We start from the raw sequence: 24,736 nt of genomic DNA, 5'->3' as shown, positions 1-24,736 counted from the left end.
GAGAATGATGAAAATAACGAAGGTTCTTGTTCTATTATCTTTAGTAGTCGTGTTGTATGAATACCGATACCGATTATTAAATGGGCTGCTAGGCGTCGCGGTGATAAGGCGCTTTGTCGTCGGAAATTCGTTGAAATTTCCAGGTTTACGTAACAAACTTTTTAGCTCTTTTCTATCTTAACCTCTACCTCACCGGTGGAGGTTTTTCTTTGTTCTAGGGTATGTTAATGCACGCAGTTGATTTTGGCTCATTTATGCTCTGTGATGACCACTCGAATGAGGCAAAAGTCGAGAATCAACAATATAAGCTAACAAAGCTTTCTTCTAAAAATTGAAAAGGTTAGAATAGGGGGAAGACAATAAGGAATAGTTTGATTAACCGGAGACTGGGGGAGCTTTAGATGAAGTGGACACACATCTACTTTGATTTAGATAACACTCTTTATGATCATGAAAAGGCCTTTAAAAAAACCATTTTGCATTGTGCAGAAAAAATGTTGCTAAATAAAAGTAAATCTGTTTCAGTTGAGCAGTGGTTTAATGTATTCAAATCTAATTGCGATCAATATTGGAATGCCTATGAAGAAGGTAGATGGTCAAGAGAGCGGTACCAGGTGAAGCGATTTTGTAAAACGAATGACTATTTTAACTTAACTTGCTCTGAGGAGGAAGCGTTAGAGTTCCAAAGAGAATATCAATCTAAAGTTGCCTCCTTCGCTGAATTATATGACGGGGTTTCCTCTATTCTATCTAATTTGAGGGATAGTGGAATAGAGCTGGGCATTATTACAAATGGTGGGCAGGAAACACAGCTAGCAAAAATTAAAGCTCTTCAACTGCTTCAATGGATCCCTCATGAGAATATTTACATTTCAGAAACTGTAGGGATTGAAAAGCCAGACGTTGACATATTTCAATATGTTCTTGGAAGTACGGGGCAGTATCTTTACATAGGGGATACGTGGGATCATGACATTAAGCCTGCTATAGAAGCAGGCTTTGATGCAATATATTTTAATTCCAGGAATGAAGCTGTTGACCACGCAATTCGCAAAGATATTCCAGAAATATTGACTTATGAAAAACTGAAGAAAGTATTAATCAATTAATCCTTTCTTTATTCTTCTGTATCTTGTGGCTCTAATATAGGCTCGTTAAGGTATTGAATAAGCTCAATGTTCTTTCCACTTTTCGTTTGGAATAGGATGAGTAAATATGGTGAATGTTTATGAAGCAATATGATTGGAATTGTACTGCCAATAGGTGATTCTGTCGGGCCATTCGGAGGAATTATGCCAAGGAAATAGTTTTTGTATAGACCTTCCCAAATACCTCCGATCGTATCAGCAGTCTGTTTCTGAGATAGTCCTGGGAGCGTTCGCTGTTGATATTGATCTAACGAGGTTAGCGGGAAAATATAATAGTCTTCAGGATGAAGATTATATTCTGTTACCATAGCTTTGAAAACCAACTGGGCTTGTTGATCCATGGCATGATCGAGAATGTATTGCCACTCTTTTTCTTCTTCACTTGAAGCCTTTTTAAAAGATTCAAGTGGTGTCATCGGAGAGTCAATGACGTAAAGTTGGTCATAACTCAATTGCTGGGCACTTTTAATTACATCATTAGGGTAATGGATTTCTCCATAATGGTAGGTAATCGCTTCATAATGTCCACTATCTTCACTTGTAGATTCTTTTTTTTGACGAAGTGTAGCCGTATTTTCTTTCCAAATTGACATGGAATCAATCAGGCGACCTTCTTCATAGAGAAACGATAAATCTTGACGAAGGTAAGCCACTTCAGAAAGACTTGATTCTGTCTTCCAATCCAATGTGTATTCATCTTCATCGTCCTGCGTTAGAATAGAAAGAGATGTGCTTGCTGAATCAAATGCGACGTCTGGATCAGGTGGGAAATACGTAAATGATTCCCTAACAGGATTACTACTAGTGTTAACAAGGATGAGCGCAAAAAAACCAATCATACCTAGCATGATAACGTAGTGAATTCTTTTGATCATCCCGATACCTCCAAATGAGTAAGCTTGTCATCATATGTATGTGATAGTTAACTGAAATATGAAGAAGGATTCGTTTGCTTTTCCAATTAATTCAATTTGAGAGGATGAAATCAATGAGTGATTTATTTCATGCAGAAGAACTTCTACAAACTACGAAAGAATTAGTTAGTATTCCAAGCCCATCTGGTTACACTGATGAAGTCATTAGTTGGGTTGAGGGGAGAATGCAAGAGCTTGGAGTAGAGACAAAACGAAATAATAAGGGTGGACTCATTGCTACTATTGAAGGGGCAGATTCGTCGCGTCAACGGATGTTAACAGCTCATGTTGATACATTGGGAGCGATGGTGAAAGAAATTAAGAGTGATGGTCGCCTGCGCTTATCTTTAATTGGTGGTTTTCGATTTAATGCAATTGAAGGTGAGTACTGTGAGATTATCACCGGAGATGGCAAGCGTTTTACTGGAACGATTCTTTTACACCAAACCTCTGTTCATGTTTATAAAAACAATGGGGAGGTCAAACGAGACGAACAGAACATGGAAGTGCGTCTTGATGAGCGGGTCTTTAATCCTGAAGATGTCATGAATTTAGGAGTGAGTGTTGGTGACTTTATTTCTTTTGACCCTCGTGTCCAAATTACCGATTCTGGATTTATCAAATCACGCCATTTGGATGATAAAGCTAGTGTAGCTCTTCTTCTTGCAAACATTAAGAAACTAAAAGAAAACAACATCAGGCTTCCACATACGACGCATTTTCTAATTTCGAATAATGAAGAAATTGGTTATGGTGGTAATTCCAATATCCCTGATCAAACCATCGAATACATAGCTGTGGATATGGGAGCACTCGGAGATGGACAAACTTCTGATGAATATACGGTTTCGATCTGTGCCAAAGATTCAAGCGGTCCATATCATTATCGCTTACGTAAACATCTTGTGAAGCTTGCAGAGGAAAATAAGATTGAGTATAAACTCGACATTTATCCTTATTATGGGTCAGATGCATCAGCTGCCATTCGGGCAGGAGTGGATGTTCGTCATGCGCTTATTGGTCCTGGTATTGATGCTTCCCACGCATATGAGCGAACACATCAGGATTCAATGCTTCATACAGCACATTTAATTTATCAGTACCTCTTATCGGAAATGATCGATTGAATGAGATAACCAGCCTTTCTTAAAAGGCTGGTTTTTCTATGCCCAATTTTCCAATGAGGTATGCAAAATGTAAGAATGGTGAATGATGGAAGGGAGGAGGGGGAACTATGTCTCAAAAAAAGATCATTCATCCCGTTAGTCGTTCATTTGAGGAAAATATCGATTTCCTTCATAAAGAATTAGGTGTTGGTAAAAGTTTTGATGTTATTCAGCTAGATCTTGATTACGCAGGTAGAAAAATGGCGATGTTTTTAATCGATGGCTTTGTCAAAGATGATATTCTTCACTATCTTATGAAGTTACTATCAAGACTTGAACCTTCCCAACTTGATCCTGATCCACTTGAGAAGCTCATGAAAGTACATATCCCATACGTTGAAATTGATCGACAAAAAGATCTTGATGTTGTAATGGATTTAGTGCTTGCTGGTCCAACTGCCCTTGTTGTAGAAGGTATGAGCGAAGTTATTATGATCGATGCAAGAACGTACCCGGTCAGAGGACCACAGGAACCAGATTTGGAGCGTGTAACAAGGGGCGCGAGAGATGGCTTTGTAGAAACGATCGTATTCAATACATCACTAACGAGAAGAAGAGTGAGAGATAAAACGTTAAGAATGGAATATATGCAAGTAGGTAGAAGGTCCAAAACAGACATTTGTATTAGTTATATTGAAGATATTGCTGATCCTGAAATCGTAAATAGAATTAAGGATTCTGTTAGTAACATTGATACAGATGGCTTACCGATGGGCGAAAAGACAATTGAAGAATTTATTTGTGGAAGACATTTAAATCCTTATCCTCTTGTGAGGTACACAGAGCGTCCCGATACAGCAGCTATTCACCTTTATGAAGGTCATGTATTGATCTTTGTAGATGGATCGCCCAGTGTGCTTATTACACCTACTACTTTCTGGCATCATCTGCAACATGCTGAAGAGTACAGGCAAAAGCCGCTTGTTGGCGGATATTTGAGACTTGTTCGTTTTATAGCCGTTTGGATCGGAATTTTCATTTTGCCGCTATGGTATTTATTTGCTACAAACCCACGGTTACTCGGTTCAAATATGCAGTTTATTGGGGTAGATCAAAACGGAACATTGCCTCTGTTCGTTCAATTTTTTCTTATAGAAATAGGGATTGATATACTCAGGATGGCAACCATTCATACTCCAACCTCCCTTGCGACTGCGCTTGGTCTTGTATCAGCCATCTTGATTGGACAAGTAGCAGTAGAGGTAGGACTGTTTATTAATGAGGTCATTTTATATTTGGCCCTTGCAGCAATGGGGACATTCGCAACACCATCCTATGAATTAAGTCTTGCCAATCGACTTTTTCGTCTCTTACTGCTCGTTTTGACCGCAGCTTTTGGCGTAGTTGGATTTGTTGGAGGATTTACACTCTGGATAATGCTTTTAATTCGTACAAAATCGTTTCATATTCCTTATCTATGGCCGTTTATCCCGTTTTCTTATCGAGCATTTCGAGATGTTATTTTCAGATCACCTATGCCACTTAAAAATCGCAGGCCTACGGTATTACATCCTAAAGATCCAGATCGTTAATATAGACTATTAGCAATGGCTTATTTACAAATGTAAAGCAGAGACCACATTTCTTAAACGGGAATGTGGTCTTTTTGTGCGTAATTATTTTTTTTGGCGCTAGGGATTGCTATAATGAACAATGGTGAAGAAAATGAAAACATTTTATGATATACAGCAGCTTTTAAAGCAATATGGCATGATTGTTTATACTGGAACTCGACTTGGAGATCTTGAACTAATGGAAGGTGAGATCCAAGAGTTATACGATATGAAAATTCTCGAGAAAGAGGATTACCTCGTCGCCAGAATGATCATAAGAAATGAAATTAGCAAGGAGATGGACAAAACATGAATCAGACAATTGAAACGATGCTTGCTCACCGCTCAATTAGAGCATTTAAAGATAAGCCATTAACGGAAGAGCAAATTCATACGTTAGTAAAAGCAGCGCAATCCGCTTCAACTTCAAGCTACATACAAGCATATTCGATCATTGGTGTGGAAGACAAAGAAAAGAAAAAGCAGCTTGCTGAATTAGCTGGTGGGCAAAGTTATGTTGAAAAAAATGGTCACTTCTTTGTTTTTTGTGCAGATTTCAATCGTCACCATGCAACAGCTGAAATGCATGGGACAGATGTAACGGAAACGACGCAAACAACTGAAAAGTTCATGGTAGGATTAATAGATGCAGCGCTTGCTGCACAAAACGCCAGCATAGCAGCAGAGTCAATGGGACTAGGTATTTGCTATATTGGTGGCATTCGGAACGACCTTGAAAAAGTGAGTGAAGTATTGAATCTTCCTCGATTTGTTATTCCTTTATTTGGTCTTTGTGTTGGATATCCCGATCAGGATCCAGATGTAAAACCACGATTACCTCTAAATAACATCTATCATATTGATGAATATGAGCAGGATGCAAATGCATTTAAAAAAGGATTAAACGAATATGATGAAGTTATTTCAGGTTATTACACGAATCGAACGGGAGGTCAACGATCAGCAGGATGGACTTCTATGATGGCACATAAATTAGCGACCCCTGTTCGAACGTATATGAAGAAATTTCTTGAAAAGAAAGGTTTTCCTCTGAAATAAAGTGTTACTTGCGAAAGGTGGATTAAGATGAAAGAAGAAAAATGGCTCATTGGTGTTGATTTAGGTGGAACAACCATCAAGCTTTCATTCCTAGATTTTTATGGTGAAATTATTAGTAAATGGGAAATTCCTACTGATAAATCGGAAGCTGGTCGTCATATCACAACTCATATAGCTCGTGCTATTGATGATAAGATGGAAGAAATGAACGTTAGCAGAAAGAAGTTTTCTGGTATCGGTATGGGAGCTCCAGGTTTCATTGAAATGGATTCAGGATTTATTTACCACGCAGTAAACATTGGATGGCGAGACTTTCCTTTAAAAGACAAGCTTGAAGTTGAAACAGGGTTACCAGTTATTATTGATAACGATGCGAACATTGCTGCTCTTGGTGAAATGTGGCGTGGCGCAGGTGATGGAGCACGTGATTTGCTATGCGTCACGCTTGGGACTGGAGTAGGCGGAGGCATTATTACGAATGGAACAATCATTCATGGAACGAATGGCATGGCGGGGGAAATAGGTCATATTACATCCATCCCTGATGGTGGAGCGCAATGCAATTGTGGCAAAACAGGCTGCCTTGAAACAGTAGCATCAGCGACTGGTGTTGTTCGTATTGCGATGGAAAAACTTATGTCACATCAGGACAGTGTCCTATATCATATTTATCAAGAAAAGAATGAAATTACTTCTCGTGATATTTTTGAAGGCGCTGAAGCCGAGGATCCATATGCTGTTGAAGTAGTGAATAATGTATCTTTCCATCTAGGACTTGCGATTGCGAACCTGGCTAATTCTTTGAATCCTTCTAAAATTGTAATAGGTGGGGGCGTATCAAAAGCAGGCGAAGCGCTTCTAACCCCCTTAAAAAAACAATTTGAAAAATATGCATTGCCAAGAGTTAGAGAAGGTACGGATTTTGCAATTGCCACACTCGGCAATGATGCTGGCGTAATAGGAGGAGCGTGGCTCGTAAAAACGAAATTGATGAAATAGTCCTGGTTTTTCATGTTTCAGCCTGCTATAACAAGGGAAGAAAAGATCAGTTAAGTTCGATCTTTTCTTTTTTTTTGTAAAAAAATTGCCCAAATGAAACTTTTTGTCCATTTCATTCGTTATTACTAACAGACAGGAAGCTCAGAATCAAAATAATTGTGAAAGAAATACTAAAATAAGGACAAAAGTTAGTTGATTAAATTTCGAAAACATACTATCATAGCGATTATGTATGGTCGTAGAAAGTAATGGTAGCTTTTCCTTATATTCAACTAAGGAGGTACTAAGAAAACATGAAAAAGCTACAAAATAAGTATTCTTTTTTCCTAATCGTAGCCTTTATGCTGTGGTTAAAAACGTATTTGGTGTACGAATTTGCTTTCAACATTGAACCTGAAAATAAAATGGAAGGGTTTATATTACTGCTAAACCCACTTAGTTCTGTATTGCTATTCCTCGGTTTTGCCCTATTTGCCTCACCAAAGTATCGCAACAGAGTACTACTGGTCATTAATTTTATTGGCTCATTTATTCTATTTGCAAACGTCGTATACTACCGTGAATTTACTGATTTTATAACAATACCATTGTTGTTTCAAACGAATAATATGGGAGAGCTCGGTAATAGTATTGCTGAACTTGTAAGCGGTTTTGATTTCTTGCTCTTTGTAGATATCATTATTCTGGCAGTTTTCCTTTTCGTAAGAAAAACGAAGGCGTACACGGTTAAGAAGAAAGAAATTGCTATTGTATTTGCTAGCGCTATAGCTCTTTTTGCTGTTAATGTTGGGCTTGCAGAAACAGAACGCCCGCAGCTTTTAACTCGTACGTTTGATCGTGAAATGCTCATAAAATATATTGGTACTTATAACTACCACGTTTATGACGCTGTTCTTCAGTCCAAAGCAAAAGCACAGCGAGCATTTGCAGATGGCAGTGAGATTGTAGATATCGAAAACTATGTAAAAGCTAACCACGTTGAGCCAGATCCTGAAATGTTTGGTAAAGCAGAAGGGAAAAACATCATCCTTGTATCGTTAGAATCCACACAGAGTTTTGTAGTGAATGAAGAAGTGGATGGAGAAGAAATTACGCCTTTCTTAAATGATCTTATAGATGAAAGTTATTATTTCCCGAATTTCTATCATCAAACAGCTCAGGGTAAAACTTCTGACTCCGAATTTATTCTTGAGAATTCATTATATGGACTCCCAAGTGGAGCTGTATTCTTTACCCATTCAGGTAACGAATACAATGCATCTCCAGAAATATTAAGTGAGGATGGATACTATAATGCTGTCTTCCACGCGAATAACAAAAGCTTCTGGAACCGTGACGTTATGTATGACTCCCTTAAATACGATAAGTTCTATGACATTAACGATTTTACAGTAACGCCTGATAATTCAATCGGATGGGGATTGAAAGATGAATATTTCTTTGATCAATCCATTAAATATTTAGAAACGCTACCGGAACCTTACTATGCTAAATACATTACATTAACGAACCACTTTCCTTTTACACTTGAATCAGAGGATGAATATATTCCAGAGTGGACTTCAGATGATGGAACTGTTAACAGATTTTTCACTACAGTTCGATATCAGGATGAAGCTCTAAAGAAATTCTTTGAGCGCATGAAAGAAGAAGGACTTTATGAAGATTCCATCTTCGTCATGTACGGTGATCACTATGGAATTTCTGAGAACCATAACAAAGCTATGGGAGAATTCTTAGGCAAAGAAATCACACCATTTGAATCCACGGAGCTTCAAAAAGTTCCACTCGTTGTTCATATTCCTGGCCAAGAAGGGGAAGTGATGGACCAGGTCGGTGGTCAAATTGATTTGAAGCCGACGATCATGCACCTGCTTGGTATTGATACGAAGGATATGATTAAATTTGGTAACGATCTTTTTGCAAAAGAACAGGATAATTTCACTATCCTTCGCGATGGAAGCTTCATTACTGAAAATAATCTATACACTAAAAATGTCTGTTATGACAAAGAAACAGGAGAAGAAACGGATAAATCAGCCTGTGAACCATACATGGAGAAGGCAAAAACTGATCTTGCCTACTCAGATAAAATCGTTTATGGAGACCTTCTACGTTTCTTAGGCAAGCATGATGAGCAACAAGAGGATACAGAAATAGAAAAATAGCATGAAAGATGCAAACCCCACCTTGGATGTTAGGTGGGGTTATTGTATTGTAATGAATTTTTTCTGAGGCGAGCAATAAGGCTAATATGTCCTAATTATGTAGCATATGCATCACTCATTATTTCATATCATTGTAAGAAGGATATGAAATGTGGGAGGGTATGACATGAAAATTAGGGTGAAGAGTGGGGATAGCCTTTGGAAATATAGCCGAGTGTTTCAAATTCCACTTCGATTAATATTAGATAGTAATAATCTTGAGAATCCTGATCAACTTATAGTCGGAGAACAAATTCAGATCCCTGGGTTTGTCACGAAAAGTTATACCATTAAGCCAGGAGATACATTATGGAAAATAGCAGGATGGTACGGAACACCCCTAGATGGTGTTCTTTTGCTAAACGATTCGAATCCTTTTTCGTTACAACCAGGAGAAAAAGTGAATATACCGATTCGTGTAACGTGGTCACTCATTAACCCAAATCAAAATTACGATTATCAAACCCTTGTTAATGATATTCGAAAAATACTTGCTGTTTATCCATTTATTAAACGATCCATCATTGGCGAATCTGTCATGGAAAAGCCAATCCCAGAACTAGTAGTGGGAACAGGAAAGAAAAAAGTTCATATGAATGGAGCATTTCATGCTAATGAATGGTTAACCTCAACTCTCATTATGAAATTTGTAGATGATTATTCTCGTGAATTGACGAATAGTCAGAGATTGAGCGGTGTTTACCTCCCATCTCTATATGAAACGACTTCTCTCTCTCTTGTACCCATGGTAAACCCAGATGGAGTGGATCTTGTCATTAATGGATTACCTGAAGAAGAACCTTACCGCTCATTGGCGGATCAAATTAATAATGGAAGTGAACAATTTAACAGATGGAAGGCGAACATTAGGGGAGTTGATTTAAACAATCAGTATCCTGCTAAATGGGAAATAGAAGCTGAACGAAAACCAACAAAACCTTCTCCAAGAAATTACCCGGGAAAAGCACCGCTTACAGAGCCAGAAGCAATAGCGATCGCAGACCTGACGAGAAGAAAGAAATTTGATCGTGCGCTAGCATTTCATTCTCAAGGTGAAGTGATCTTTTGGGGTTTCGAAGGACTTGAACCTCCTGAGTCAGAAATCTTGGTGAGAGAATTTTCGCGACTGAGCGGTTATCGAGCAGTTCGCTATGTTGATAGTTTCGCTGGATACAAGGATTGGTTTATTCAAGACTTTAGAAGACCGGGTTTTACCGTAGAAATTGGAAAAGGGGAAAGTCCTTTGCCTACTTCTGATTTCAACACTATTTACCAAGATACGTTAGGGATTTTCCTTTCTTCTCTGTATATGTAGGTTAGTGGCTTGTTTTTTAATCACTTCTTTGTCATAATAAACTTAATTTCATAATTCCAAAGACTAGGGGTGCCTTCATGTAAGGGAAGGCTGAGAAAAAGAAACCGTCATTTCTTTTACCCTTGAACCTGATCTGGTTGATACCAGCGTAGGGAAGTCGGTAGCAGTATTGATTACGTATTACTACCCCCATTCCTTACGCGGAATGGGGTTTTTTAGTGTGTTTTATGTTAATCGTTTTTAAGCGTTTACGGTGGTAGCTTATACTCTTGATTCTCGATTTTTAGCTCGAAGCGATTGGTTATCACAGAGCGTAATTGAGCCGAAAATCAACAAAGCTCGTTAACATAGGCTTAAGGTTAAAAGTATTAGAGGAGGTAAATAATGAAGGATTTTAAATTATACGTCATTACAGGGGAAGAATTCCACCCTGATCGAGACCTAGTTGAGGTAATGGAGCAAGCGATACAAGGTGGTGCTGATATTATTCAATTGCGTGATAAGACGAATTCTAAAAAGGTTGTACTAGAAAAAGCTTTGAGATTAAAGGAGCTAACACAAAAATATGAAGTTCCCTTTATTGTGAATGATCACATTGATATTGCGCTAGCCGTTGATGCTGATGGCATTCATCTCGGTCAGGATGATTTACCTTTAGAGGTAGCAAGGAAGATTGTTGGACCTAATAAGATCATAGGTATCTCCACACATCGAATCGAAGAAGCGCGAGAAGCAGAGCAGCGTGGTGCTGATTACATTGGGGCTGGGCCAGTCTTTCCTACAAATAGCAAAAGCGATGTTGTTGATCCAGTAACAACTGACTATCTCAAAGAAGTTGCAGCAGAAATATCTATTCCGTTTGTAGCCATCGGCGGCATCAAATTGCATAATGTTTCGGACGTCCTCCATTCAGGTGCTTCTAGAGTATGTGTCATTAGTGAAGTAGTTGGTAGTGCCGATATTAAAGGCACGTGCGAAGCATTTATTCAATCCATTCAAAAAGAGGTGATTCCCAAGTGACATTACTAGTTAATGGAGAGCAGCATGATTTAGAAGTGGCAACATTGAAAGAAGTTGTTACTCATTTTGGCTTGCAAGAAGGGTTGGTTGTCACTGAAGTTAATGGAACAATTATTGATCGCTCGGAATGGATCGATACAGAAGTAAAAGAAGGAATGAAAATCGAACTTGTCCACTTTGTAGGAGGGGGTTGACCGAATGAATGATAAATTAACAATAGCCGGTAAAGAACTTTCTTCACGATTGTTTCTTGGCACGGGAAGATATCCAAATCCATATGTTCAAAATAAAGCAATTGAAGCTTCTGAAGCAGAAGTTCTCACATTTGCTATTCGAAGAGTGAATCTTACTGCACCAAATGAAGATGCGATTTTACAGCACATCGAGAATCAATCATTTCACTATTTGCCCAATACTTCCGGAGCTACGACTGCTGAAGAAGCCATTCGCATCGCTCGTTTAGCAAAAGCATCTGGCTTAAGTGATTGGATAAAAATCGAAGTTAGTCGTGATGAAAAAATGCTAATCCCTGATCCGGTGGAAACTTTGAAAGCTACAGAGGTTCTTGCTAAAGAAGGTTTTGTTGTTTTACCGTATACTTCTGATGATCCAGCACTTTGCTATCGACTACAAGAAGCAGGTGCAGCGGCTGTCATGCCAGGTGGATCTCCTATTGGAACTGGTCTCGGCATCTTAAATCCATACAATATTGAACTAATTACAGAACAACTGAAGGTACCAGTCATAGTCGATGCGGGTCTTGGACATGCATCTGATGTAACACAAGCGATGGAGCTTGGGGCAGATGGAGTCCTCCTTAATACAGCCATAGCGAAAGCGAGAAACCCTGTCATGATGGCTGAGTCAGTTAAGTTGGCTATTAGAGCAGGAAGATTGTCTTACGTTGCAGGAAGAATTCCTAAAAAGAAGTACGCCACTGCAAGTAGTCCAGTACGAAATTAATAGAAGGAGGGCGATCATGGCTAACATTACGATTGTAGGAGGCGGAGTGATTGGTCTCTCCATTGCCTATGAATGCCGTACGAGGGGACATGAAACGACTGTAGTAGAAGCTCATAAGTGTGGGGGGCAAGCTTCAGGTGCAGCTGCAGGCATGCTTGCGCCTTATTCGGAAATTGAAGAAGATCCAGATGATTTTTTCAGGCTTTGCCAAAATAGTTTAAAGCTTTTCCCGAAATGGCAGGAAGAAATCAAACAGAATTCAGATGTTGATTTTGAATATAGCGAGAGCGGCAGTCTTTATTGTATCTATCATGAGGCTGATCGGCTGTCTCTTGAGACAAAGCAGGCCTGGCAACGTAAGTTTAACGTCGAATCTACAATATTAAATGCTGACGAAGTAAGAGAGAAAGAGCCAGGCCTTTCTCAAGATGTTGTTGCAGCATTATGGTGTCCAGAAGAGTCACATATTTATGCTCCTGGCTACGTCTCAGCACTTTTAGATGCTTGTCGCAAGTTAGGTGTTCGGGTGATAGAGAATGCGGGAGAGGCGACGTTTGAAGAGAATAACGTTGTGGTAAAAGGTCAACGGATCGAAAGCGATCGAGTTGTTCTTGCTGCAGGAGCATGGTCTATGTACTGGGAGGAAGCACTTGGTTTGACGTTGCCAATTTATCCAATACGAGGACAAATTTGCGCATATGAAGCCCCATCTCTCAATCACATTATTTTTACAAGTCAAGGCTATCTTGTAGCGAAAGCAAATGGATCAGTTGTTGCTGGTGCTTCGGAGGACATCGCTGGTTTTGATACAGCTGTTACGGAACATGGTGTAGGAAGACTTGAGAAATGGAGTAAGCAAGTGATGCCTGCCTTACAGCAGAAAAATCCATTTCATAAGTGGGCGGGGTTAAGACCTGCTACTCAAGATGGCTTTCCTATTATCGGAAAGCTAGATCATAAACCTAAGGTTATTTTAGCCACTGGTCATTATCGGAACGGAATCTTACTTAGTCCTGTTACAGCAAAGATTGTAGCTGATGAAATCGATGGAAGTGTTAGTGAAATAGGGATCGGTCAATTTCGACCTGATCGTTTCCAGGTTATATAATGAAGGAGTGAGTTTTATGCGTAAAGCACTTACGATAGCTGGATCTGATAGTGGGGGAGGAGCTGGTATTCAGGCCGATTTAAAAACATTTCAAGAGCGTGAGGTGTTTGGGATGAGTGCCATAACGGCACTTACAGCGCAAAATACTCTAGGGGTTCACAATGTTTATCCCCAATCTATAGAAGCGGTTCAATCTCAGTTAGATGCTGTGCTATCGGATATTGGAACAGATGCTGTGAAAACTGGTATGCTTTTCTCTAGTGATATTATTTTGGGCGTTGCTAAGAAGATAAGAGAATACCAGGTGCCAAACCTTGTGATTGATCCTGTTATGATTGCAAAGGGAGGAGCATCACTCCTTCAAAAAGAGGCGATTCGTGCCATGAAGGAAGAACTCATTCCTCTTGGTACTATTATTACACCAAATATTCCTGAAGCTTCGGAGTTATTAGGTGGCGACTCAATTACTTCAGTTCGAGAAATGGAAGAAGCTGCAGCGGCACTACAGGACTTTGGTGCAAAGGCTGTCCTTGTTAAAGGCGGACATATGGATGGAGAAACTTCTATAGATGTTTTGTATGCGAACCAACGTTTTTATCACTATGAGTCTAAACGAATTGATACAAAACATACTCATGGAACGGGATGTACCTTCTCTGCTTGCATCGCTGCAGAGCTTGCGAAAGGACGAACAATACAAGAGGCGGTCTCAACTGCAAAAGAATTTATTACAGCAGCCATTGCAAATTCTTTTTCTATAGGTAATGGAATTGGACCTACGAACCACTCTGCGCATAGGCAAAAGCTAATAAGTGGAATGAAACAATAGCTCTGCACTGCGCAGAGTTTTTTATTTGGGGTTGTCTTTTAGGATGAGAAGGTCGAAAATACATAAGCTATACACGAAAGGCACTTTCGTATCATAGGTCATCAATGCATGATAGAATAATGGTGTTAATTTACAGTAAGGAAAGGTCGTCTCATGAATAAAATAATTGAAGTGAAAAATGTGAATAATGAACGTGTGTCAGATATTCATTTTGATATGCTAGAAGGATCATTAACAACGATCATCGGCCCTTCAGGCGCTGGAAAAAGTAGCTTATTGATGTTGCTGAACCGATTAGAGGATCCTGATAGAGGTGAAATTCTCTTTAAAGGAAAGAAGCTAGATGAATTTCCAATCAATAAGCTACGTCGAAATATTGGGATGGTCTTTCAACAGGCTCACCTATTTAATGGAACAATTGAAGATAATTTAAAGTTTGGACCGCTTCTAGAAAAGAAATGGAATGAAAAAATGGGCATTCAACTATTAGAGAAAGTTCAATTACCTCGCGATTTTTTAACAAAAGATGTGGAAAATTTATCTGGTGGTGAAGAGCAAAGAGTGGCATTTGCGAGAACGCTTGCTAATAATCCTGAGGTGTTGTTATTAGACGAGGTGACTAGTGCGCTTGATATGCGTACAGTTGATTGGATGGAAGAATTGTTACATACACTTGTAAATGAAGAAGGGAAAACGATTCTAATGATTACACATGATCTAAAACAGGCGAAGAGGCTTGGTTCATATACTCTCTTTATGAATGAAGGAAAGATTGAAGAACAAGGAGAAACGAAAATATTGTTTCAATCGCCTAAATCAGATGCTTTAAAGCACTTTTTGGAAGGATAACCAATGACTGAAATATCAAATCTATCTTTATTAACGATGATTCTCTTTGTCATGATCCCCGTGTCCCTTTCTTATTTATTTTCACTAGGAATTGGCAAATCCGCGATTTGGTCCTCCTTACGTGGGGTAGTTCAATTATTTTTTATAGGATACATTCTTACTTTTTTGTTTTCAATGCCTGATTGGCAGGGAATAGGACTTTGGGTAGCGGTTATGCTGGTCATTGCTTCTCTACAAGCTGCCAAAAGAGGAAAGGGTATACCCTATGCCTTTCTGCTATCTCTTTGTTCTCTCATATTGATTGAAGTGTTTGTTCTCTCACTATGGATTATTTTTGATATCATTCCATTTAAATCAGAACAAGTCATTCCAATGAGTGGAATGATTATTGGTAATAGTATGGTTGCAACAGGTCTAGCATTTGAGAGAATGAAAAATGAGTTTCATGATAGCAAAGGGAAAATTCTTGCAGCGTTGTCACTTGGGGCAAATTCGTCACAAGCTTCTCAAATGATCATAAGGAAAACAATTCGTGCGGCTATGATCCCTAACGTAGATGGATTAAAAACGATTGGTCTTGTACAATTGCCCGGTATGATGACAGGACTTATTCTAGGTGGCGCTTCGCCCATTGAAGCTATACGATATCAAATTGTAATATCGATAAGCATCTTCTCATCCGTTTCCATATGTGCGATGATTATATCGTTAGTTACATATCGCTTTTTCTATAATCGAAAGATGCAGTTATTAGAAGTCAAAGGAGGAAATAAATAATGGCAATTGTAGACGTTACGGTTATTCCGATTGGTACAGAAACTCCTAGTGTCAGCAAATATGTAGCTGAGGTACAGAAAATTCTTGAATCTTATTCAGATCGAGTTACTTATAGGTTAACACCAATGAGCACTCTTATTGAAGGGGAAATAGCAGATCTTCTCGAGGTGGTCCATGCCATACATGAGGCACCTTTTCAAGCGGGGATAGAGCGTGTCGCTACTAACCTTCGTATAGATGATCGTCGTGATAAAAAGGTTAAGATGGATGATAAACTTGATTCGGTAAACAGGCACTTAGAATAAGTGCCTGTCATCATTTAGTTGATTACTGGTTGTTTTGCTATGCTGTGACAGGTTCATAAGCTTATTCTTTTCATTTTTCTTCAAAATAAAAAAACAGCCTAAATGGCTGTTTTTTTAGTGGCCTCCGCCGCCCCCAGATCCGAAAAGTATATCGATCATTGTGGCAACAGTAAAGGCGCCGAATACAAGCACTGTTAATCCTGCAAAGGCAAGGCCCATAAAGTTCTTTTCACGAAGAGAACGGAATACGCCCCATACGCAAAATAACGTAACGATTGCAAAAATAATTGCTAACCCCATTTGGAATACCTCCCTATCCATGCACTCTTTATCAGTATACCCGTAAAATAGCTGTTGCATGGTTAAATCATAAATTTTTCTAACTTGCGTGGTATGTACGATAAGTCCTTTCTTATTTTAACCGTTTTCTTTTCGTTTGTCGAGGTGTTATTCAACCAAAAATGTAAGTTCAATGTTATAAGCTCGAGCAATACCCTCCATTAGTTCAATGGACATATGATCAACAAAAAAGAGTTCACCCTCTTTGCAAATCAAATGCTCTTCCATTTGAAGAATCGCCATTTCGATTTGCGACTGCTCTCCGTTCCTTATAGTGAAGCAGGAGATCATCTTTTTATAAAGAAAATACTCATTGTTTTGAGAAACAAAGCCATAATCTGAAAAAGAGGGAGTTATTTCTGTGTTTGGAGAAAGGTATAGAAGTGAGTAGAACTCTTGAAATATATTTTTTGAAATGTAGTATTCCTGAAGAGCAACAGCTTCTTCACGATCATTTAGAATAACGAGCTGTTTATCTCGATCAAACACTTTTGCAAGTTCGGCTGTCTTTTTCACTATCTGGGCTATGAAGCCAGGTAGTTTATTATTTGGGGGATTCATTTCTACGCCATACATGTTTTTCAACATAAACATCTCCTTTGGTACAACCTTTTGTATAGTGTAGAATAAGAAACATAATCTTTCAATGGAGGCGATGACAATGGAATGGAAACAAATGGCTGTTGGGCCGGTGCAAGCAAACGCAGGATTCTTATGGAATGAGCAAAATGAGGCTCTTATCATTGATCCGGGAGCTGAAGGTGGTCGAATCAAAAGGAAAGTGGAAAAGCTAGAACTAAAACCAATCGCTATTCTTTTAACTCATGCTCATTTCGATCATATTGGAGCGGTGGATCTGATAAGAGAAACGTATCAAATCCCAGTTTACTTACATATTTATGAGGAAAAATGGCTTTCAGATGCTTCTTTAAATGGCTCTAAGCTGTTTCCGGTAGTTGATAATATTGAAGGTAAGCCGGCTGATCATTTAATTGAAAGTGAAGGGGAAATGACAATTGGACCGTTTCAATTTGAGGTATTTGAAACGCCAGGACATTCACCTGGTAGCGTCTCATTTTATTTTAAAGACGTTAATCTAGTCTTTTCAGGTGATGCCCTTTTTGCAGGTAGCGTAGGAAGAACTGATCTTCCTGGTGGAAATCAAAAGCAGCTGCTGAACAGTATACATAACCGCCTTCTAGTATTACCAGAAGAAACGATTGTAGCCTCTGGTCATGGACCGTCTACGACAATAGAAGTGGAGATGGTAGAGAATCCGTTTCTAAATGGATTTTCTTTATAAATGACGTCTTTAAGGGATGAAATCATGAAGGAGATCGAGCGTAGTCCTGGAGGCGCTATATCGTTCGAGAAATTTATGACGCTGTCTCTTTATCATGAGCGGTATGGCTATTACCAGGTAAATCAACCTAAAACAGGTCGAAACGGTGATTTCTATACATCTACAAGTGTTCATGATATTTTTCCTAGAGTTATGGCTCGGGTTCTGATTGCCGATATTCACAAGCATAATCTTGAACCTTTCATTGTTGATGCAGGGTCTGGTGATGGGAACTTCATTGCCTCCTTTCTTGATGAAGTGAAACAAAAAGACCAGGCACTTTTTCATCAACTAACTTATTGTGTGATAGAAGCAAGTCAATACCATCGTCGTCTAATTAAAGAAAAGGTGCACGGGCTTAACGTGAGAATGTATTCTTCACTTTCTGAAATAAAGAATGACGTACCTATATTAAACGGTATTCTTTTATCCAATGAACTGTTAGATGCTTTTCCTGTTCGGGTTGTAGAGAAATTTCAAAATCAATTGTACGAAGTGTGTGTGGGAATAGATCATCGTGGTTCTTTTAGGGAGATCTACAAACCTTGTACAGATGCAAAGCTAATCAAATGGTTAAATCATCATGACGTTGTTCTTGCGGAAGATCAACGCTTTGAAGTACCCTTGATCATGAGCGATTGGCTTTATAAGACTGGTGAATGGATTTCCGAGGGGAAAGTTTATACAATTGACTACGGCTACACGAACGAGGAATGGCAACATCCTGCAAGGAAAAGGGGGAGTCTGCGCGGGTACAGGAAACACCAATTAATGGAAGACGTTCTTCAGTATCCAGGGGAAATGGATTTAACCACCCATGTTTCTATTGATGCAATTGAAAAGATTGGAATAGAAAATGGACTAGAATGGCTTGAGTGCTTGCCGCAGGGACAGTTTCTTTTGAAGCATGATCTATTAAGCTTTATTAAGCAAGTCAATCCAGATAAACCGTTTTCTAATGAACAAAAACAAAATCGAGCAATTAGATGGTTAGCAGAATCAAATCAGTTTCTTGTCATGATTCAAGAAAAGCGCCAAAGAAAAAAAGACGATGCATGAGCATCGTCTTTTTTCGTTCGAATTAATGTCCGCCTGATCCAGGCGTCATCATGAACACTGACCAGTATGAAAAACCGACCATAAATAAAGTTAAGTATACACCAAAAATATACAGATAAGTACGTTCTGTTAAGTTTAAATAACTTAACGCTAAAAACATGCCGGCCTGGCCAAGGAACAGCAATCCCAATACTGGCATCTCACCAACAAAGCCCATTAGTGAGAAAATGCCGGTCCAGAAAGCTAAAACTCGGTACATTCTAGGCATAAAAGTTCCTCCCTTGCTCGTTCATTCCTCATACATATCGTATTATATATGAGGTTCTGTAGAAAAGTAAATGCTAGTCTCATGGCAAAATAATGACTTTCCTTATTTAACCTTGAAAAGGGTTCCAATTTATTATCCCAAATCGTTCACAAAAATACAAATCTTTTTCTTGTACAATATTTGTTTAAGTGTTGTATAATGTGGGTAATGTTAGTTATTAACGGAAAACGTAACGGGGAGGATTTAAATTGGAAGATAAATTATTGTTTTACACTTATCCAAGTTGTACCTCATGTAGAAAAACGAAAGCCTGGTTAAAAGAAAATGGCGTTAATTTTGAGGAGCGTCACTTATTTAAAGACACACCTTCCATTGAAGAGCTAAAAGAAATTATCACTCTTTCTACTGACGGAATTGAAGAGATTCTAGCTAGAAGGAGTAGCTCCTTTAAAAAGCTAAATGTTGAAATTGACGATTTAACCATAACAGAGATGTTAGAGCTTATGCATAACGAACCAAAACTTCTTAGAAGACCTATCGTAACAAATGGAAAAAAACTGATTGTGGGCTATAACAAATCAGGACTTCAGAACTTAAAACAGCGAAAGAAAAAACTCGCGGTGGTTTCATAAGAAATTGGCTGGGCTAGCTGGATTCGAACCAGCGCATGACGGAATCAAAATCCGTTGCCTTACCGCTTGGCTATAGCCCAATCATGTATTTCTCTGATAGTATGATCAGAGAATCAGTAACTTATACTTACATTGAAGGTGCGAATTGTAATGGTATCTTTTTTCTGAGTTAGCACTTTAAATAATAATAAGTAATGTATGTTTTAGGAATGTCCTACTGCTTATTTGAATAAGATAGCATCATAATCCATGTCACAGCGATATGCGGAAAACTTCTGCGTATCGCTTTTTTGTAGTTTGTTAAAGATTTTTTAATTAATTAGTGAAAAATAAAAATGTTCACTAATAAAGGCGAAATTTTCAGAGAAAACGAAGTGAAGTAGATCCTAATAAGGTATTCTTTAAGTAGTAATTGAAGAATGAAAGGGAAGAGCATAATGAAGATATTCCTTATAATTAGCGCCTCTGTATTTCAGTTCCTTATTGTAGTAATGTTCTTTATCCAGAAAGTTTGGGTGCCGATTGTTGCGTTGGCATATGTTCTTTCACTTTTATTTTTAATTCTTGTACTAATAAAAGAACGAAGATCGATGGAGAGAGGAGAAAAAAGTGATGATGATCGTAACTACTGATGAGATAGCAACGAAAGAGATCAAGGAAGTTATTGGGTATGTTCGTGGGAGCACAGTTCAATCCAAACACGTAGGGAAAGACATACTAGCAAGTCTTCGAACAATAGTAGGGGGAGAAATAACAGAATATACAGAAATGATGACGGAAGCACGGCAAAGAGCTATCGCAAGAATGCTCAAAGATGCTGAAGGAAAGGGAGCAAATGCGATTGTCGGTTTTCGCCTTCAGTCTTCAGCTGTAATGTCAAGCGCATCAGAAATTATAGCTTATGGAACAGCGGTTATTATAGGATGACGGGATTCACGCAACCTAAGTAAAGGGAGTGGTCTATATGTGGAAACAAACGCTTATTAATACAAAGCGAGGGACTTTTGAAGTTTTTATCAAAGGGAACGGTCCTCCATTATGTGTGACGCACCTGTACTCTCAATTTAATGAAAGCGGAGACTATTTTGCAGATACGTTTACGACTAGTCATAAAGTCTACTTAGTTAATTTAAAGGATGCGGGTCATTCAGATTCTGTAAACGCACCTTATGAGTATTTTATGTTGGAGACTGTATTTGATCTTGAAAGTGTTAGATCAGCTCTTGGAGTTAAACAGTGGACATTCGCTGCTCATTCTACGGGAGGGATGCTTGGTTGTGTATATGGAATTCATGCATCCCGTTCGCTTACAACCATAATAATAGTAGGAGCTGCAGCTAGAGAATATGGTTCTTCGTCGTCAGCATGTATATATAACCCTGCGCATGAGAATTATCACATCATGCAACATTACATAGAAAAACTAAAAGACTCGAGACTTGGTGATGATGAGCGGGAAAGGATCACCAGAGACAGAACCAAGCTGTCTCTTTATTTGCCAGAAAAATATCAAGACTATTTTTCAAAACGAATAAATAAAAAGATGGCAACAAATCGGATGAACTTTTTTGCCCGCGAAATCATCCAATTTGATGTAACGAAACAACTTAATATAATATCTGCCCCAACTTTAATAGCATGTGGGAAGCATGACGTCCAGTGTCCTTTATTATTTTCGGAAGAAATAGCAGATGGAATTCCAAATGCCCAACTGGCTATTTTTGATCAAAGCAATCATTATCCTTTTCTTGAAGAAAAAGCATTATTTGAAACAAAGGTTCATGATTTTCTCAATGATGCGTCATTTAGATATTGAATATTGAGTATAAACCCCAAATCATTATTGAGGGCTAGTCAAAAAGAAATTTCTTTATTAAGAAGGAATTGCCATTTACCTGGCGAATCCTTCTCTTTACGATTTAAAAATCGTGACTGGTTTTGCTGTCAATTTATATGAAAGGAAGGTGTGTTTTTGCTGAACATTGAAGAAAAAGGAAAGGATATTATTAAGCAGGCGGTGGAAGTAGGGGCCTCAGATGTACACTTTCATCCGAAAGAAAAAGGAGCGTTGATTCAATTTCGTGTTGATAATAGACTTTATGATGCGCTTTGGCTTCCTATGTTGGTAGCAGAAAAGCTATTGTCTCATTTTAAATTCCTCAGTGGTATGGATATTGGAGAGAAGCGTCGCCCACAAAATGGGGCCATGGATATGGTTCTATATCCAAGAAAACTCCACTTAAGACTCTCAACGATTCCCACCCCTTATCACGAAAGTCTTGTCGTTCGTATCCTTCCGCAAGATGAAACCCACTCCTTTAAAGAACTCTTTCTTTTCCCCTCAACTGCAACTCGACTTCTCCAAATCGTAAGTTGTAACAGTGGCTTATTTATGATTACAGGACCAACAGGTTCTGGAAAAACTACAACGATGTATTCCCTCCTTCAAACTCTCAGCGTTAAGCGGCATAGGCGAGTTCTTACAATTGAAGATCCCATCGAAAAGCGCAATCCTGATTTTATTCAAATGGAAGTCAATGAGAAAGCTGGACTATCTTATTATGAGGGGTTCAAAGCTGGGCTCAGGCATGATCCAGATATTCTTGTCGTCGGGGAAATAAGAGATGAACAAACTGCCCAACTCGCTATTCGAGCTAGCATGACGGGGCATCTTGTGGTTTCAACGCTACACACCGGAAGTACGCTAGAGTGCATTCCAAGATTACTTGAGTTTGGTATTCCTCTTCATAATATTACTCAAACGTTAAGAGGAGTCGCCACTCAACGACTTGTTCCCCTAAAGTGTCCCTATTGTCAAGTATGCTCTCTGGAGTGTCTAAAGCGAAGAACACGAAGAAAACTTGCTGTCGTTGAAATTCTCGCTGGTCTTCACCTTCAAAAAGCCCTCGATCATCCAGATCTTTTATCGATCCCTGGTCAATCCACCATTAAAGATTACATTCTTCGAGCTTATGCCCTAGGTTATATTCAAAAAGAGACTGTCGAGAAGGAGTTGGGTTTATTTAATCGTGAAACGATTCAAATGGAAGCTTGACCGTAAAGCAGATTTTCTTTGTCGTATAGGGAAGATGCTTGAGGAAGGATACTCACTTGCCAAATGTTTGGAGGTATACGCCTTATATCAAAACGACCATATTCGATCAAATATTGAAATGATTATTATCAGACTTAAGGGTGGTGATTCCTTTCACGATGTTTTAGCAGATTTTCAGTTTCCAGCAGATATCTTATCCTATTTATATATGTCTGAGCAGCGAGATTTTGCAACCGGTATTTCGGCATCCGGTCAGTTGATGAAAACGCGAAGTGAATGGCAAAAACGACTTAGAAGTACGCTTGCTTACCCCATCTTTTTATTTTGGATGACAGCGATCATGCTGTTTGTCGTAGGAAAGTATTTATTACCTCAATTTAATACGCTCTACCACTCCCTTGATGTTCCACTCCCTTTTATTTCAAGATTTTTTATGACGCTCGTTAGATTTACTCCGGCTATTTTTGTCGGTTTAATTTTACTTTCTATTGTCCTTTACCTTTCCACTTTGATAAAAAACAAGAAAAGTTCAGCTGTACACAAAATGCTTGTCTACAGTAAAATTCCGTTCGTGCATTTTTTTATTCCTCTTTATCTGACACATCATACCTCTCTTCACCTGGGGCTCCTACTTCAAAGCGGTCTTTCAATTGCAGAAGCTTTCTCGTTATTAACTAAACAATCTCACTTTGTGTTTTTTCAAGAAGAAGCCGAACGTGTTTCACGATCATTAATGCGTGGTGAAAAATTAGAGGTTTTATTTGATCAGCCACGTTTGTATGTTCCTGAATTTAAAGAAATTTTAATGCATGGCCAGGCAAGTGGGAATTTAGGAAGAGAGCTAATCTTATATGGGGAGGTGATCGGTGAACGGTTTGAGGAGTTGGTAAAAAAAGGATTTATGATTTTGCAACCAGTTAGTTTTGTCGGTGTTGGTCTTGTCGTTATGTTGATGTTTATGTCTATTCTTTTACCCATGTTTTATTATTTGCAAAATATTTAAAGGGGAGATTGTAAATGAAAATAAGGAAATGGTTAGGTTTTATTAAAGATGAGAAAGGGTTTACGCTAATTGAAATGATGATTGTTATTATGATCATTTCAATATTGCTTTTAATTGCGGTACCAGGATTAACTAAAAACAATGAGGTTGTTGAGGCGAAAAGCTGCGAGGCCACAATAAAAGTTGCCCAAACACAGGTAGCGGCGTATAAAGCGAATTTTGGATCCTATCCAACTTCAATCGATGATCTTGTTTCACAAGAATACCTAGACATGGATGAAGTAACTTGTCCTGGAGGTGAAGAGTTAACCGTCGCCGATGGGAAGGTAAAGCTAGCTAACTAATGTTTTTTCGTGTACAATTCAGAAATTCTTTTGGCTACACCATGCTAGAAATGATGATTGTTCTCTCCGTTTTATCAATTCTTCTATGTCTGATCTTTCTACACATTTCCCCTACACAAAATGCTTCTTCCACACGACATTTTCTAGACGACATCCAATCAGATCTAAGGTATACCCAGGAGCTTGCATATGTAAATAAATCCTCGTATCGATTTTCCATTTCACCTAGTAAAGGGTCGTATAGTATACAGGGCACCGCATCTACGGTAGTGAAGTCGAATGAAATTCCAGAACATATTACGATTGATGAAGGAACAATGGGGTATCAAATTGTGTTTGGGGGGAATGGAAACGTTCAAAAAGCAGGAACACTTTATATAAAGGATGGCAAGGAGGAGTATAAACTTGTGGTGCAGGTGGGAGCTGGTCGTTTCTATATTAAGAAGTTGTAAAGGATATTCTTTGCTTGATGCATTAACGGG

The 24,736-nt window shown here is 38.7% G+C and carries 31 protein-coding genes, 1 tRNA gene and 1 riboswitch; of the genes, 27 read left to right on the top strand and 5 right to left on the bottom strand.

Annotation, left to right across the window (positions count from 1 at the left end; translation table 11 throughout):
- Nucleotides 1-7 precede the first annotated feature (7 nt).
- Both AC0VYJ_RS14355 and AC0VYJ_RS14350 read left to right on the top strand, forming a co-directional pair.
- Nucleotides 8-181, top strand: a complete 174-nt coding sequence (locus AC0VYJ_RS14355; RefSeq protein ID WP_194222167.1) for a hypothetical protein — start codon at nt 8-10, stop codon at nt 179-181.
- A gap of 220 nt (nt 182-401) precedes the next feature.
- Nucleotides 402-1,109, top strand: a complete 708-nt coding sequence (locus AC0VYJ_RS14350; RefSeq protein ID WP_475365485.1) for an HAD family hydrolase — start codon at nt 402-404, stop codon at nt 1,107-1,109.
- A gap of 8 nt (nt 1,110-1,117) precedes the next feature.
- Here AC0VYJ_RS14350 and AC0VYJ_RS14345 read toward each other — a convergent pair whose 3' ends face one another.
- The gene (locus tag AC0VYJ_RS14345) at nt 1,118-2,023 is read right to left on the bottom strand and encodes a hypothetical protein (protein WP_475365484.1); all 906 of its coding nucleotides are present in this window, start codon (nt 2,021-2,023) and stop codon (nt 1,118-1,120) included.
- 113 nt (nt 2,024-2,136) lie between these two features.
- Here AC0VYJ_RS14345 and AC0VYJ_RS14340 point away from each other — a divergent pair, with 113 nt between their 5' ends.
- From AC0VYJ_RS14340 to AC0VYJ_RS14270, 15 genes are all read left to right on the top strand, one after another.
- Nucleotides 2,137-3,189 (top strand): M42 family metallopeptidase, encoded by a 1,053-nt coding sequence (locus AC0VYJ_RS14340; RefSeq protein WP_430244288.1) that lies wholly within the window; start codon nt 2,137-2,139, stop codon nt 3,187-3,189.
- A gap of 107 nt (nt 3,190-3,296) precedes the next feature.
- The gene (locus AC0VYJ_RS14335) at nt 3,297-4,760 is read left to right on the top strand and encodes a spore germination protein (protein WP_194222163.1); all 1,464 of its coding nucleotides are present in this window, start codon (nt 3,297-3,299) and stop codon (nt 4,758-4,760) included.
- Nucleotides 4,761-4,893: 133 nt separating this feature from the next.
- The gene (locus tag AC0VYJ_RS14330; RefSeq protein ID WP_194222162.1) at nt 4,894-5,094 is read left to right on the top strand and encodes a YqgQ family protein; all 201 of its coding nucleotides are present in this window, start codon (nt 4,894-4,896) and stop codon (nt 5,092-5,094) included.
- Nucleotides 5,091-5,840, top strand: coding sequence for an oxygen-insensitive NADPH nitroreductase (nfsA, locus tag AC0VYJ_RS14325; protein ID WP_283153986.1), 750 nt, complete (start codon nt 5,091-5,093; stop codon nt 5,838-5,840). The genes AC0VYJ_RS14330 and nfsA overlap by 4 nt, the downstream gene beginning before the upstream one ends.
- Nucleotides 5,841-5,867: 27 nt before the next feature.
- A complete protein-coding gene (locus AC0VYJ_RS14320; RefSeq protein ID WP_475365483.1) occupies nt 5,868-6,839 on the top strand; it encodes an ROK family glucokinase in 972 nt (323 codons plus the stop codon).
- A 293-nt stretch (nt 6,840-7,132) separates the two neighbouring features.
- Nucleotides 7,133-9,007 carry an LTA synthase family protein gene (locus AC0VYJ_RS14315; RefSeq protein ID WP_475365482.1) on the top strand — a complete coding sequence of 625 codons (1,875 nt, stop codon included), beginning with the start codon at nt 7,133-7,135 and terminating at the stop codon, nt 9,005-9,007.
- 166 nt (nt 9,008-9,173) lie between these two features.
- Complete coding sequence (locus AC0VYJ_RS14310) at nt 9,174-10,361, top strand: M14 family metallopeptidase (RefSeq protein WP_194222158.1); 1,188 nt, start codon at nt 9,174-9,176, stop codon at nt 10,359-10,361.
- 55 nt (nt 10,362-10,416) lie between these two features.
- A riboswitch (TPP riboswitch) is annotated at nt 10,417-10,533 on the top strand.
- Between the two features lie 212 nt (nt 10,534-10,745).
- Nucleotides 10,746-11,381 carry a thiamine phosphate synthase gene (gene thiE / locus AC0VYJ_RS14305; protein WP_475365481.1) on the top strand — a complete coding sequence of 212 codons (636 nt, stop codon included), beginning with the start codon at nt 10,746-10,748 and terminating at the stop codon, nt 11,379-11,381.
- Nucleotides 11,378-11,575 (top strand): sulfur carrier protein ThiS, encoded by a 198-nt coding sequence (gene thiS, locus AC0VYJ_RS14300; RefSeq protein ID WP_194222156.1) that lies wholly within the window; start codon nt 11,378-11,380, stop codon nt 11,573-11,575. The genes thiE and thiS overlap by 4 nt, the downstream gene beginning before the upstream one ends.
- A 4-nt stretch (nt 11,576-11,579) precedes the next feature.
- A complete protein-coding gene (locus AC0VYJ_RS14295; protein ID WP_194222155.1) occupies nt 11,580-12,344 on the top strand; it encodes a thiazole synthase in 765 nt (254 codons plus the stop codon).
- A gap of 16 nt (nt 12,345-12,360) precedes the next feature.
- On the top strand, nt 12,361-13,452 hold the full coding sequence (gene thiO / locus AC0VYJ_RS14290; protein WP_475365480.1) for a glycine oxidase ThiO: 1,092 nt from the start codon (nt 12,361-12,363) through the stop codon (nt 13,450-13,452).
- 16 nt (nt 13,453-13,468) lie between these two features.
- Nucleotides 13,469-14,281: a bifunctional hydroxymethylpyrimidine kinase/phosphomethylpyrimidine kinase gene (gene thiD / locus AC0VYJ_RS14285; RefSeq protein WP_475365479.1), complete on the top strand. Its 813-nt coding sequence runs from the start codon at nt 13,469-13,471 to the stop codon at nt 14,279-14,281.
- 153 nt (nt 14,282-14,434) lie between these two features.
- Entirely contained in the window at nt 14,435-15,130 is a 696-nt protein-coding gene (locus tag AC0VYJ_RS14280) for an ABC transporter ATP-binding protein (RefSeq protein WP_194222153.1), read from the top strand.
- Between the two features lie 3 nt (nt 15,131-15,133).
- Nucleotides 15,134-15,907 (top strand): ABC transporter permease, encoded by a 774-nt coding sequence (locus AC0VYJ_RS14275; protein ID WP_283153991.1) that lies wholly within the window; start codon nt 15,134-15,136, stop codon nt 15,905-15,907.
- A complete protein-coding gene (locus AC0VYJ_RS14270; protein WP_194222151.1) occupies nt 15,907-16,212 on the top strand; it encodes an MTH1187 family thiamine-binding protein in 306 nt (101 codons plus the stop codon). Before AC0VYJ_RS14275 ends, AC0VYJ_RS14270 begins: the two co-directional genes overlap by 1 nt.
- Nucleotides 16,213-16,326: 114 nt before the next feature.
- Here AC0VYJ_RS14270 and AC0VYJ_RS14265 read toward each other — a convergent pair whose 3' ends face one another.
- Both AC0VYJ_RS14265 and AC0VYJ_RS14260 read right to left on the bottom strand, forming a co-directional pair.
- Entirely contained in the window at nt 16,327-16,512 is a 186-nt protein-coding gene (locus tag AC0VYJ_RS14265) for a DUF2759 domain-containing protein (RefSeq protein WP_098444211.1), read from the bottom strand.
- Between the two features lie 147 nt (nt 16,513-16,659).
- A complete protein-coding gene (locus tag AC0VYJ_RS14260; RefSeq protein WP_475365478.1) occupies nt 16,660-17,139 on the bottom strand; it encodes a hypothetical protein in 480 nt (159 codons plus the stop codon).
- Nucleotides 17,140-17,212: 73 nt separating this feature from the next.
- Between AC0VYJ_RS14260 and AC0VYJ_RS14255 the strand changes: the two genes are divergently transcribed.
- Both AC0VYJ_RS14255 and AC0VYJ_RS14250 read left to right on the top strand, forming a co-directional pair.
- Nucleotides 17,213-17,854, top strand: a complete 642-nt coding sequence (locus tag AC0VYJ_RS14255; protein ID WP_371018260.1) for an MBL fold metallo-hydrolase — start codon at nt 17,213-17,215, stop codon at nt 17,852-17,854.
- Nucleotides 17,855-17,878: 24 nt separating this feature from the next.
- Entirely contained in the window at nt 17,879-18,952 is a 1,074-nt protein-coding gene (locus AC0VYJ_RS14250) for an SAM-dependent methyltransferase (protein ID WP_283153993.1), read from the top strand.
- 22 nt (nt 18,953-18,974) lie between these two features.
- Here the strand turns inward: AC0VYJ_RS14250 and AC0VYJ_RS14245 are convergent, their stop codons facing one another.
- Nucleotides 18,975-19,220 (bottom strand): DUF2626 domain-containing protein, encoded by a 246-nt coding sequence (locus AC0VYJ_RS14245; RefSeq protein ID WP_098444207.1) that lies wholly within the window; start codon nt 19,218-19,220, stop codon nt 18,975-18,977.
- A gap of 248 nt (nt 19,221-19,468) precedes the next feature.
- Between AC0VYJ_RS14245 and AC0VYJ_RS14240 the strand changes: the two genes are divergently transcribed.
- Nucleotides 19,469-19,852 carry a Spx/MgsR family RNA polymerase-binding regulatory protein gene (locus AC0VYJ_RS14240; RefSeq protein ID WP_194222147.1) on the top strand — a complete coding sequence of 128 codons (384 nt, stop codon included), beginning with the start codon at nt 19,469-19,471 and terminating at the stop codon, nt 19,850-19,852.
- 5 nt (nt 19,853-19,857) lie between these two features.
- Here AC0VYJ_RS14240 and AC0VYJ_RS14235 read toward each other — a convergent pair.
- A tRNA-Gln gene (locus AC0VYJ_RS14235) sits at nt 19,858-19,932 on the bottom strand.
- Nucleotides 19,933-20,289: 357 nt separating this feature from the next.
- Here AC0VYJ_RS14235 and AC0VYJ_RS14230 point away from each other — a divergent pair.
- The 7 genes from AC0VYJ_RS14230 (at nt 20,290) to comGD (ending at nt 24,706) form a co-directional block, all read left to right on the top strand.
- Nucleotides 20,290-20,484: a hypothetical protein gene (locus tag AC0VYJ_RS14230; RefSeq protein WP_194222146.1), complete on the top strand. Its 195-nt coding sequence runs from the start codon at nt 20,290-20,292 to the stop codon at nt 20,482-20,484.
- Entirely contained in the window at nt 20,465-20,779 is a 315-nt protein-coding gene (locus tag AC0VYJ_RS14225) for a YbjQ family protein (protein ID WP_475365477.1), read from the top strand. The genes AC0VYJ_RS14230 and AC0VYJ_RS14225 overlap by 20 nt, the downstream gene beginning before the upstream one ends.
- 37 nt (nt 20,780-20,816) lie before the next feature.
- A complete protein-coding gene (locus AC0VYJ_RS14220) occupies nt 20,817-21,668 on the top strand; it encodes an alpha/beta fold hydrolase (RefSeq protein ID WP_475365476.1) in 852 nt (283 codons plus the stop codon).
- 156 nt (nt 21,669-21,824) lie between these two features.
- Complete coding sequence (gene comGA, locus AC0VYJ_RS14215) at nt 21,825-22,907, top strand: competence type IV pilus ATPase ComGA (RefSeq protein WP_475365475.1); 1,083 nt, start codon at nt 21,825-21,827, stop codon at nt 22,905-22,907.
- Nucleotides 22,882-23,910 (top strand): competence type IV pilus assembly protein ComGB, encoded by a 1,029-nt coding sequence (gene comGB / locus AC0VYJ_RS14210; protein ID WP_475365474.1) that lies wholly within the window; start codon nt 22,882-22,884, stop codon nt 23,908-23,910. Before comGA ends, comGB begins: the two co-directional genes overlap by 26 nt.
- Before the next feature lie 14 nt (nt 23,911-23,924).
- Complete coding sequence (gene comGC / locus AC0VYJ_RS14205) at nt 23,925-24,254, top strand: competence type IV pilus major pilin ComGC (protein ID WP_475365473.1); 330 nt, start codon at nt 23,925-23,927, stop codon at nt 24,252-24,254.
- Entirely contained in the window at nt 24,254-24,706 is a 453-nt protein-coding gene (gene comGD, locus AC0VYJ_RS14200; protein WP_283153996.1) for a competence type IV pilus minor pilin ComGD, read from the top strand. Before comGC ends, comGD begins: the two co-directional genes overlap by 1 nt.
- Nucleotides 24,707-24,736: the final 30 nt, after the last annotated feature.

The organism is Anaerobacillus sp. 63XJN7_5_ISO-PGPR-S23-430, from assembly GCF_056173695.1.
Note: the sequence above shows the minus strand (reverse complement) of the source record. Positions and strands in the feature narration are given on the sequence as shown.

What these genes read in the sequence shown, in the direction of transcription:
- AC0VYJ_RS14355 (WP_194222167.1), top strand. Translation starts at nt 8, where the DNA reads ATGAAAATAACGAAGGTTCTTGTTCTATTATCTTTAGTAGTCGTGTTG.
- AC0VYJ_RS14350 (WP_475365485.1), top strand. Translation starts at nt 402, where the DNA reads ATGAAGTGGACACACATCTACTTTGATTTAGATAACACTCTTTATGAT.
- AC0VYJ_RS14345 (WP_475365484.1), bottom strand. Translation starts at nt 2,023, where the DNA reads ATGATCAAAAGAATTCACTACGTTATCATGCTAGGTATGATTGGTTTT.
- AC0VYJ_RS14340 (WP_430244288.1), top strand. Translation starts at nt 2,137, where the DNA reads ATGAGTGATTTATTTCATGCAGAAGAACTTCTACAAACTACGAAAGAA.
- AC0VYJ_RS14335 (WP_194222163.1), top strand. Translation starts at nt 3,297, where the DNA reads ATGTCTCAAAAAAAGATCATTCATCCCGTTAGTCGTTCATTTGAGGAA.
- AC0VYJ_RS14330 (WP_194222162.1), top strand. Translation starts at nt 4,894, where the DNA reads ATGAAAACATTTTATGATATACAGCAGCTTTTAAAGCAATATGGCATG.
- nfsA (WP_283153986.1), top strand. Translation starts at nt 5,091, where the DNA reads ATGAATCAGACAATTGAAACGATGCTTGCTCACCGCTCAATTAGAGCA.
- AC0VYJ_RS14320 (WP_475365483.1), top strand. Translation starts at nt 5,868, where the DNA reads ATGAAAGAAGAAAAATGGCTCATTGGTGTTGATTTAGGTGGAACAACC.
- AC0VYJ_RS14315 (WP_475365482.1), top strand. Translation starts at nt 7,133, where the DNA reads ATGAAAAAGCTACAAAATAAGTATTCTTTTTTCCTAATCGTAGCCTTT.
- AC0VYJ_RS14310 (WP_194222158.1), top strand. Translation starts at nt 9,174, where the DNA reads ATGAAAATTAGGGTGAAGAGTGGGGATAGCCTTTGGAAATATAGCCGA.
- thiE (WP_475365481.1), top strand. Translation starts at nt 10,746, where the DNA reads ATGAAGGATTTTAAATTATACGTCATTACAGGGGAAGAATTCCACCCT.
- AC0VYJ_RS14295 (WP_194222155.1), top strand. Translation starts at nt 11,580, where the DNA reads ATGAATGATAAATTAACAATAGCCGGTAAAGAACTTTCTTCACGATTG.
- thiO (WP_475365480.1), top strand. Translation starts at nt 12,361, where the DNA reads ATGGCTAACATTACGATTGTAGGAGGCGGAGTGATTGGTCTCTCCATT.
- thiD (WP_475365479.1), top strand. Translation starts at nt 13,469, where the DNA reads ATGCGTAAAGCACTTACGATAGCTGGATCTGATAGTGGGGGAGGAGCT.
- AC0VYJ_RS14280 (WP_194222153.1), top strand. Translation starts at nt 14,435, where the DNA reads ATGAATAAAATAATTGAAGTGAAAAATGTGAATAATGAACGTGTGTCA.
- AC0VYJ_RS14275 (WP_283153991.1), top strand. Translation starts at nt 15,134, where the DNA reads ATGACTGAAATATCAAATCTATCTTTATTAACGATGATTCTCTTTGTC.
- AC0VYJ_RS14270 (WP_194222151.1), top strand. Translation starts at nt 15,907, where the DNA reads ATGGCAATTGTAGACGTTACGGTTATTCCGATTGGTACAGAAACTCCT.
- AC0VYJ_RS14265 (WP_098444211.1), bottom strand. Translation starts at nt 16,512, where the DNA reads ATGGGGTTAGCAATTATTTTTGCAATCGTTACGTTATTTTGCGTATGG.
- AC0VYJ_RS14260 (WP_475365478.1), bottom strand. Translation starts at nt 17,139, where the DNA reads ATGTTGAAAAACATGTATGGCGTAGAAATGAATCCCCCAAATAATAAA.
- AC0VYJ_RS14255 (WP_371018260.1), top strand. Translation starts at nt 17,213, where the DNA reads ATGGAATGGAAACAAATGGCTGTTGGGCCGGTGCAAGCAAACGCAGGA.
- AC0VYJ_RS14250 (WP_283153993.1), top strand. Translation starts at nt 17,879, where the DNA reads ATGAAGGAGATCGAGCGTAGTCCTGGAGGCGCTATATCGTTCGAGAAA.
- AC0VYJ_RS14245 (WP_098444207.1), bottom strand. Translation starts at nt 19,220, where the DNA reads ATGCCTAGAATGTACCGAGTTTTAGCTTTCTGGACCGGCATTTTCTCA.
- AC0VYJ_RS14230 (WP_194222146.1), top strand. Translation starts at nt 20,290, where the DNA reads ATGAAGATATTCCTTATAATTAGCGCCTCTGTATTTCAGTTCCTTATT.
- AC0VYJ_RS14225 (WP_475365477.1), top strand. Translation starts at nt 20,465, where the DNA reads ATGATGATCGTAACTACTGATGAGATAGCAACGAAAGAGATCAAGGAA.
- AC0VYJ_RS14220 (WP_475365476.1), top strand. Translation starts at nt 20,817, where the DNA reads ATGTGGAAACAAACGCTTATTAATACAAAGCGAGGGACTTTTGAAGTT.
- comGC (WP_475365473.1), top strand. Translation starts at nt 23,925, where the DNA reads ATGAAAATAAGGAAATGGTTAGGTTTTATTAAAGATGAGAAAGGGTTT.
- comGD (WP_283153996.1), top strand. Translation starts at nt 24,254, where the DNA reads ATGTTTTTTCGTGTACAATTCAGAAATTCTTTTGGCTACACCATGCTA.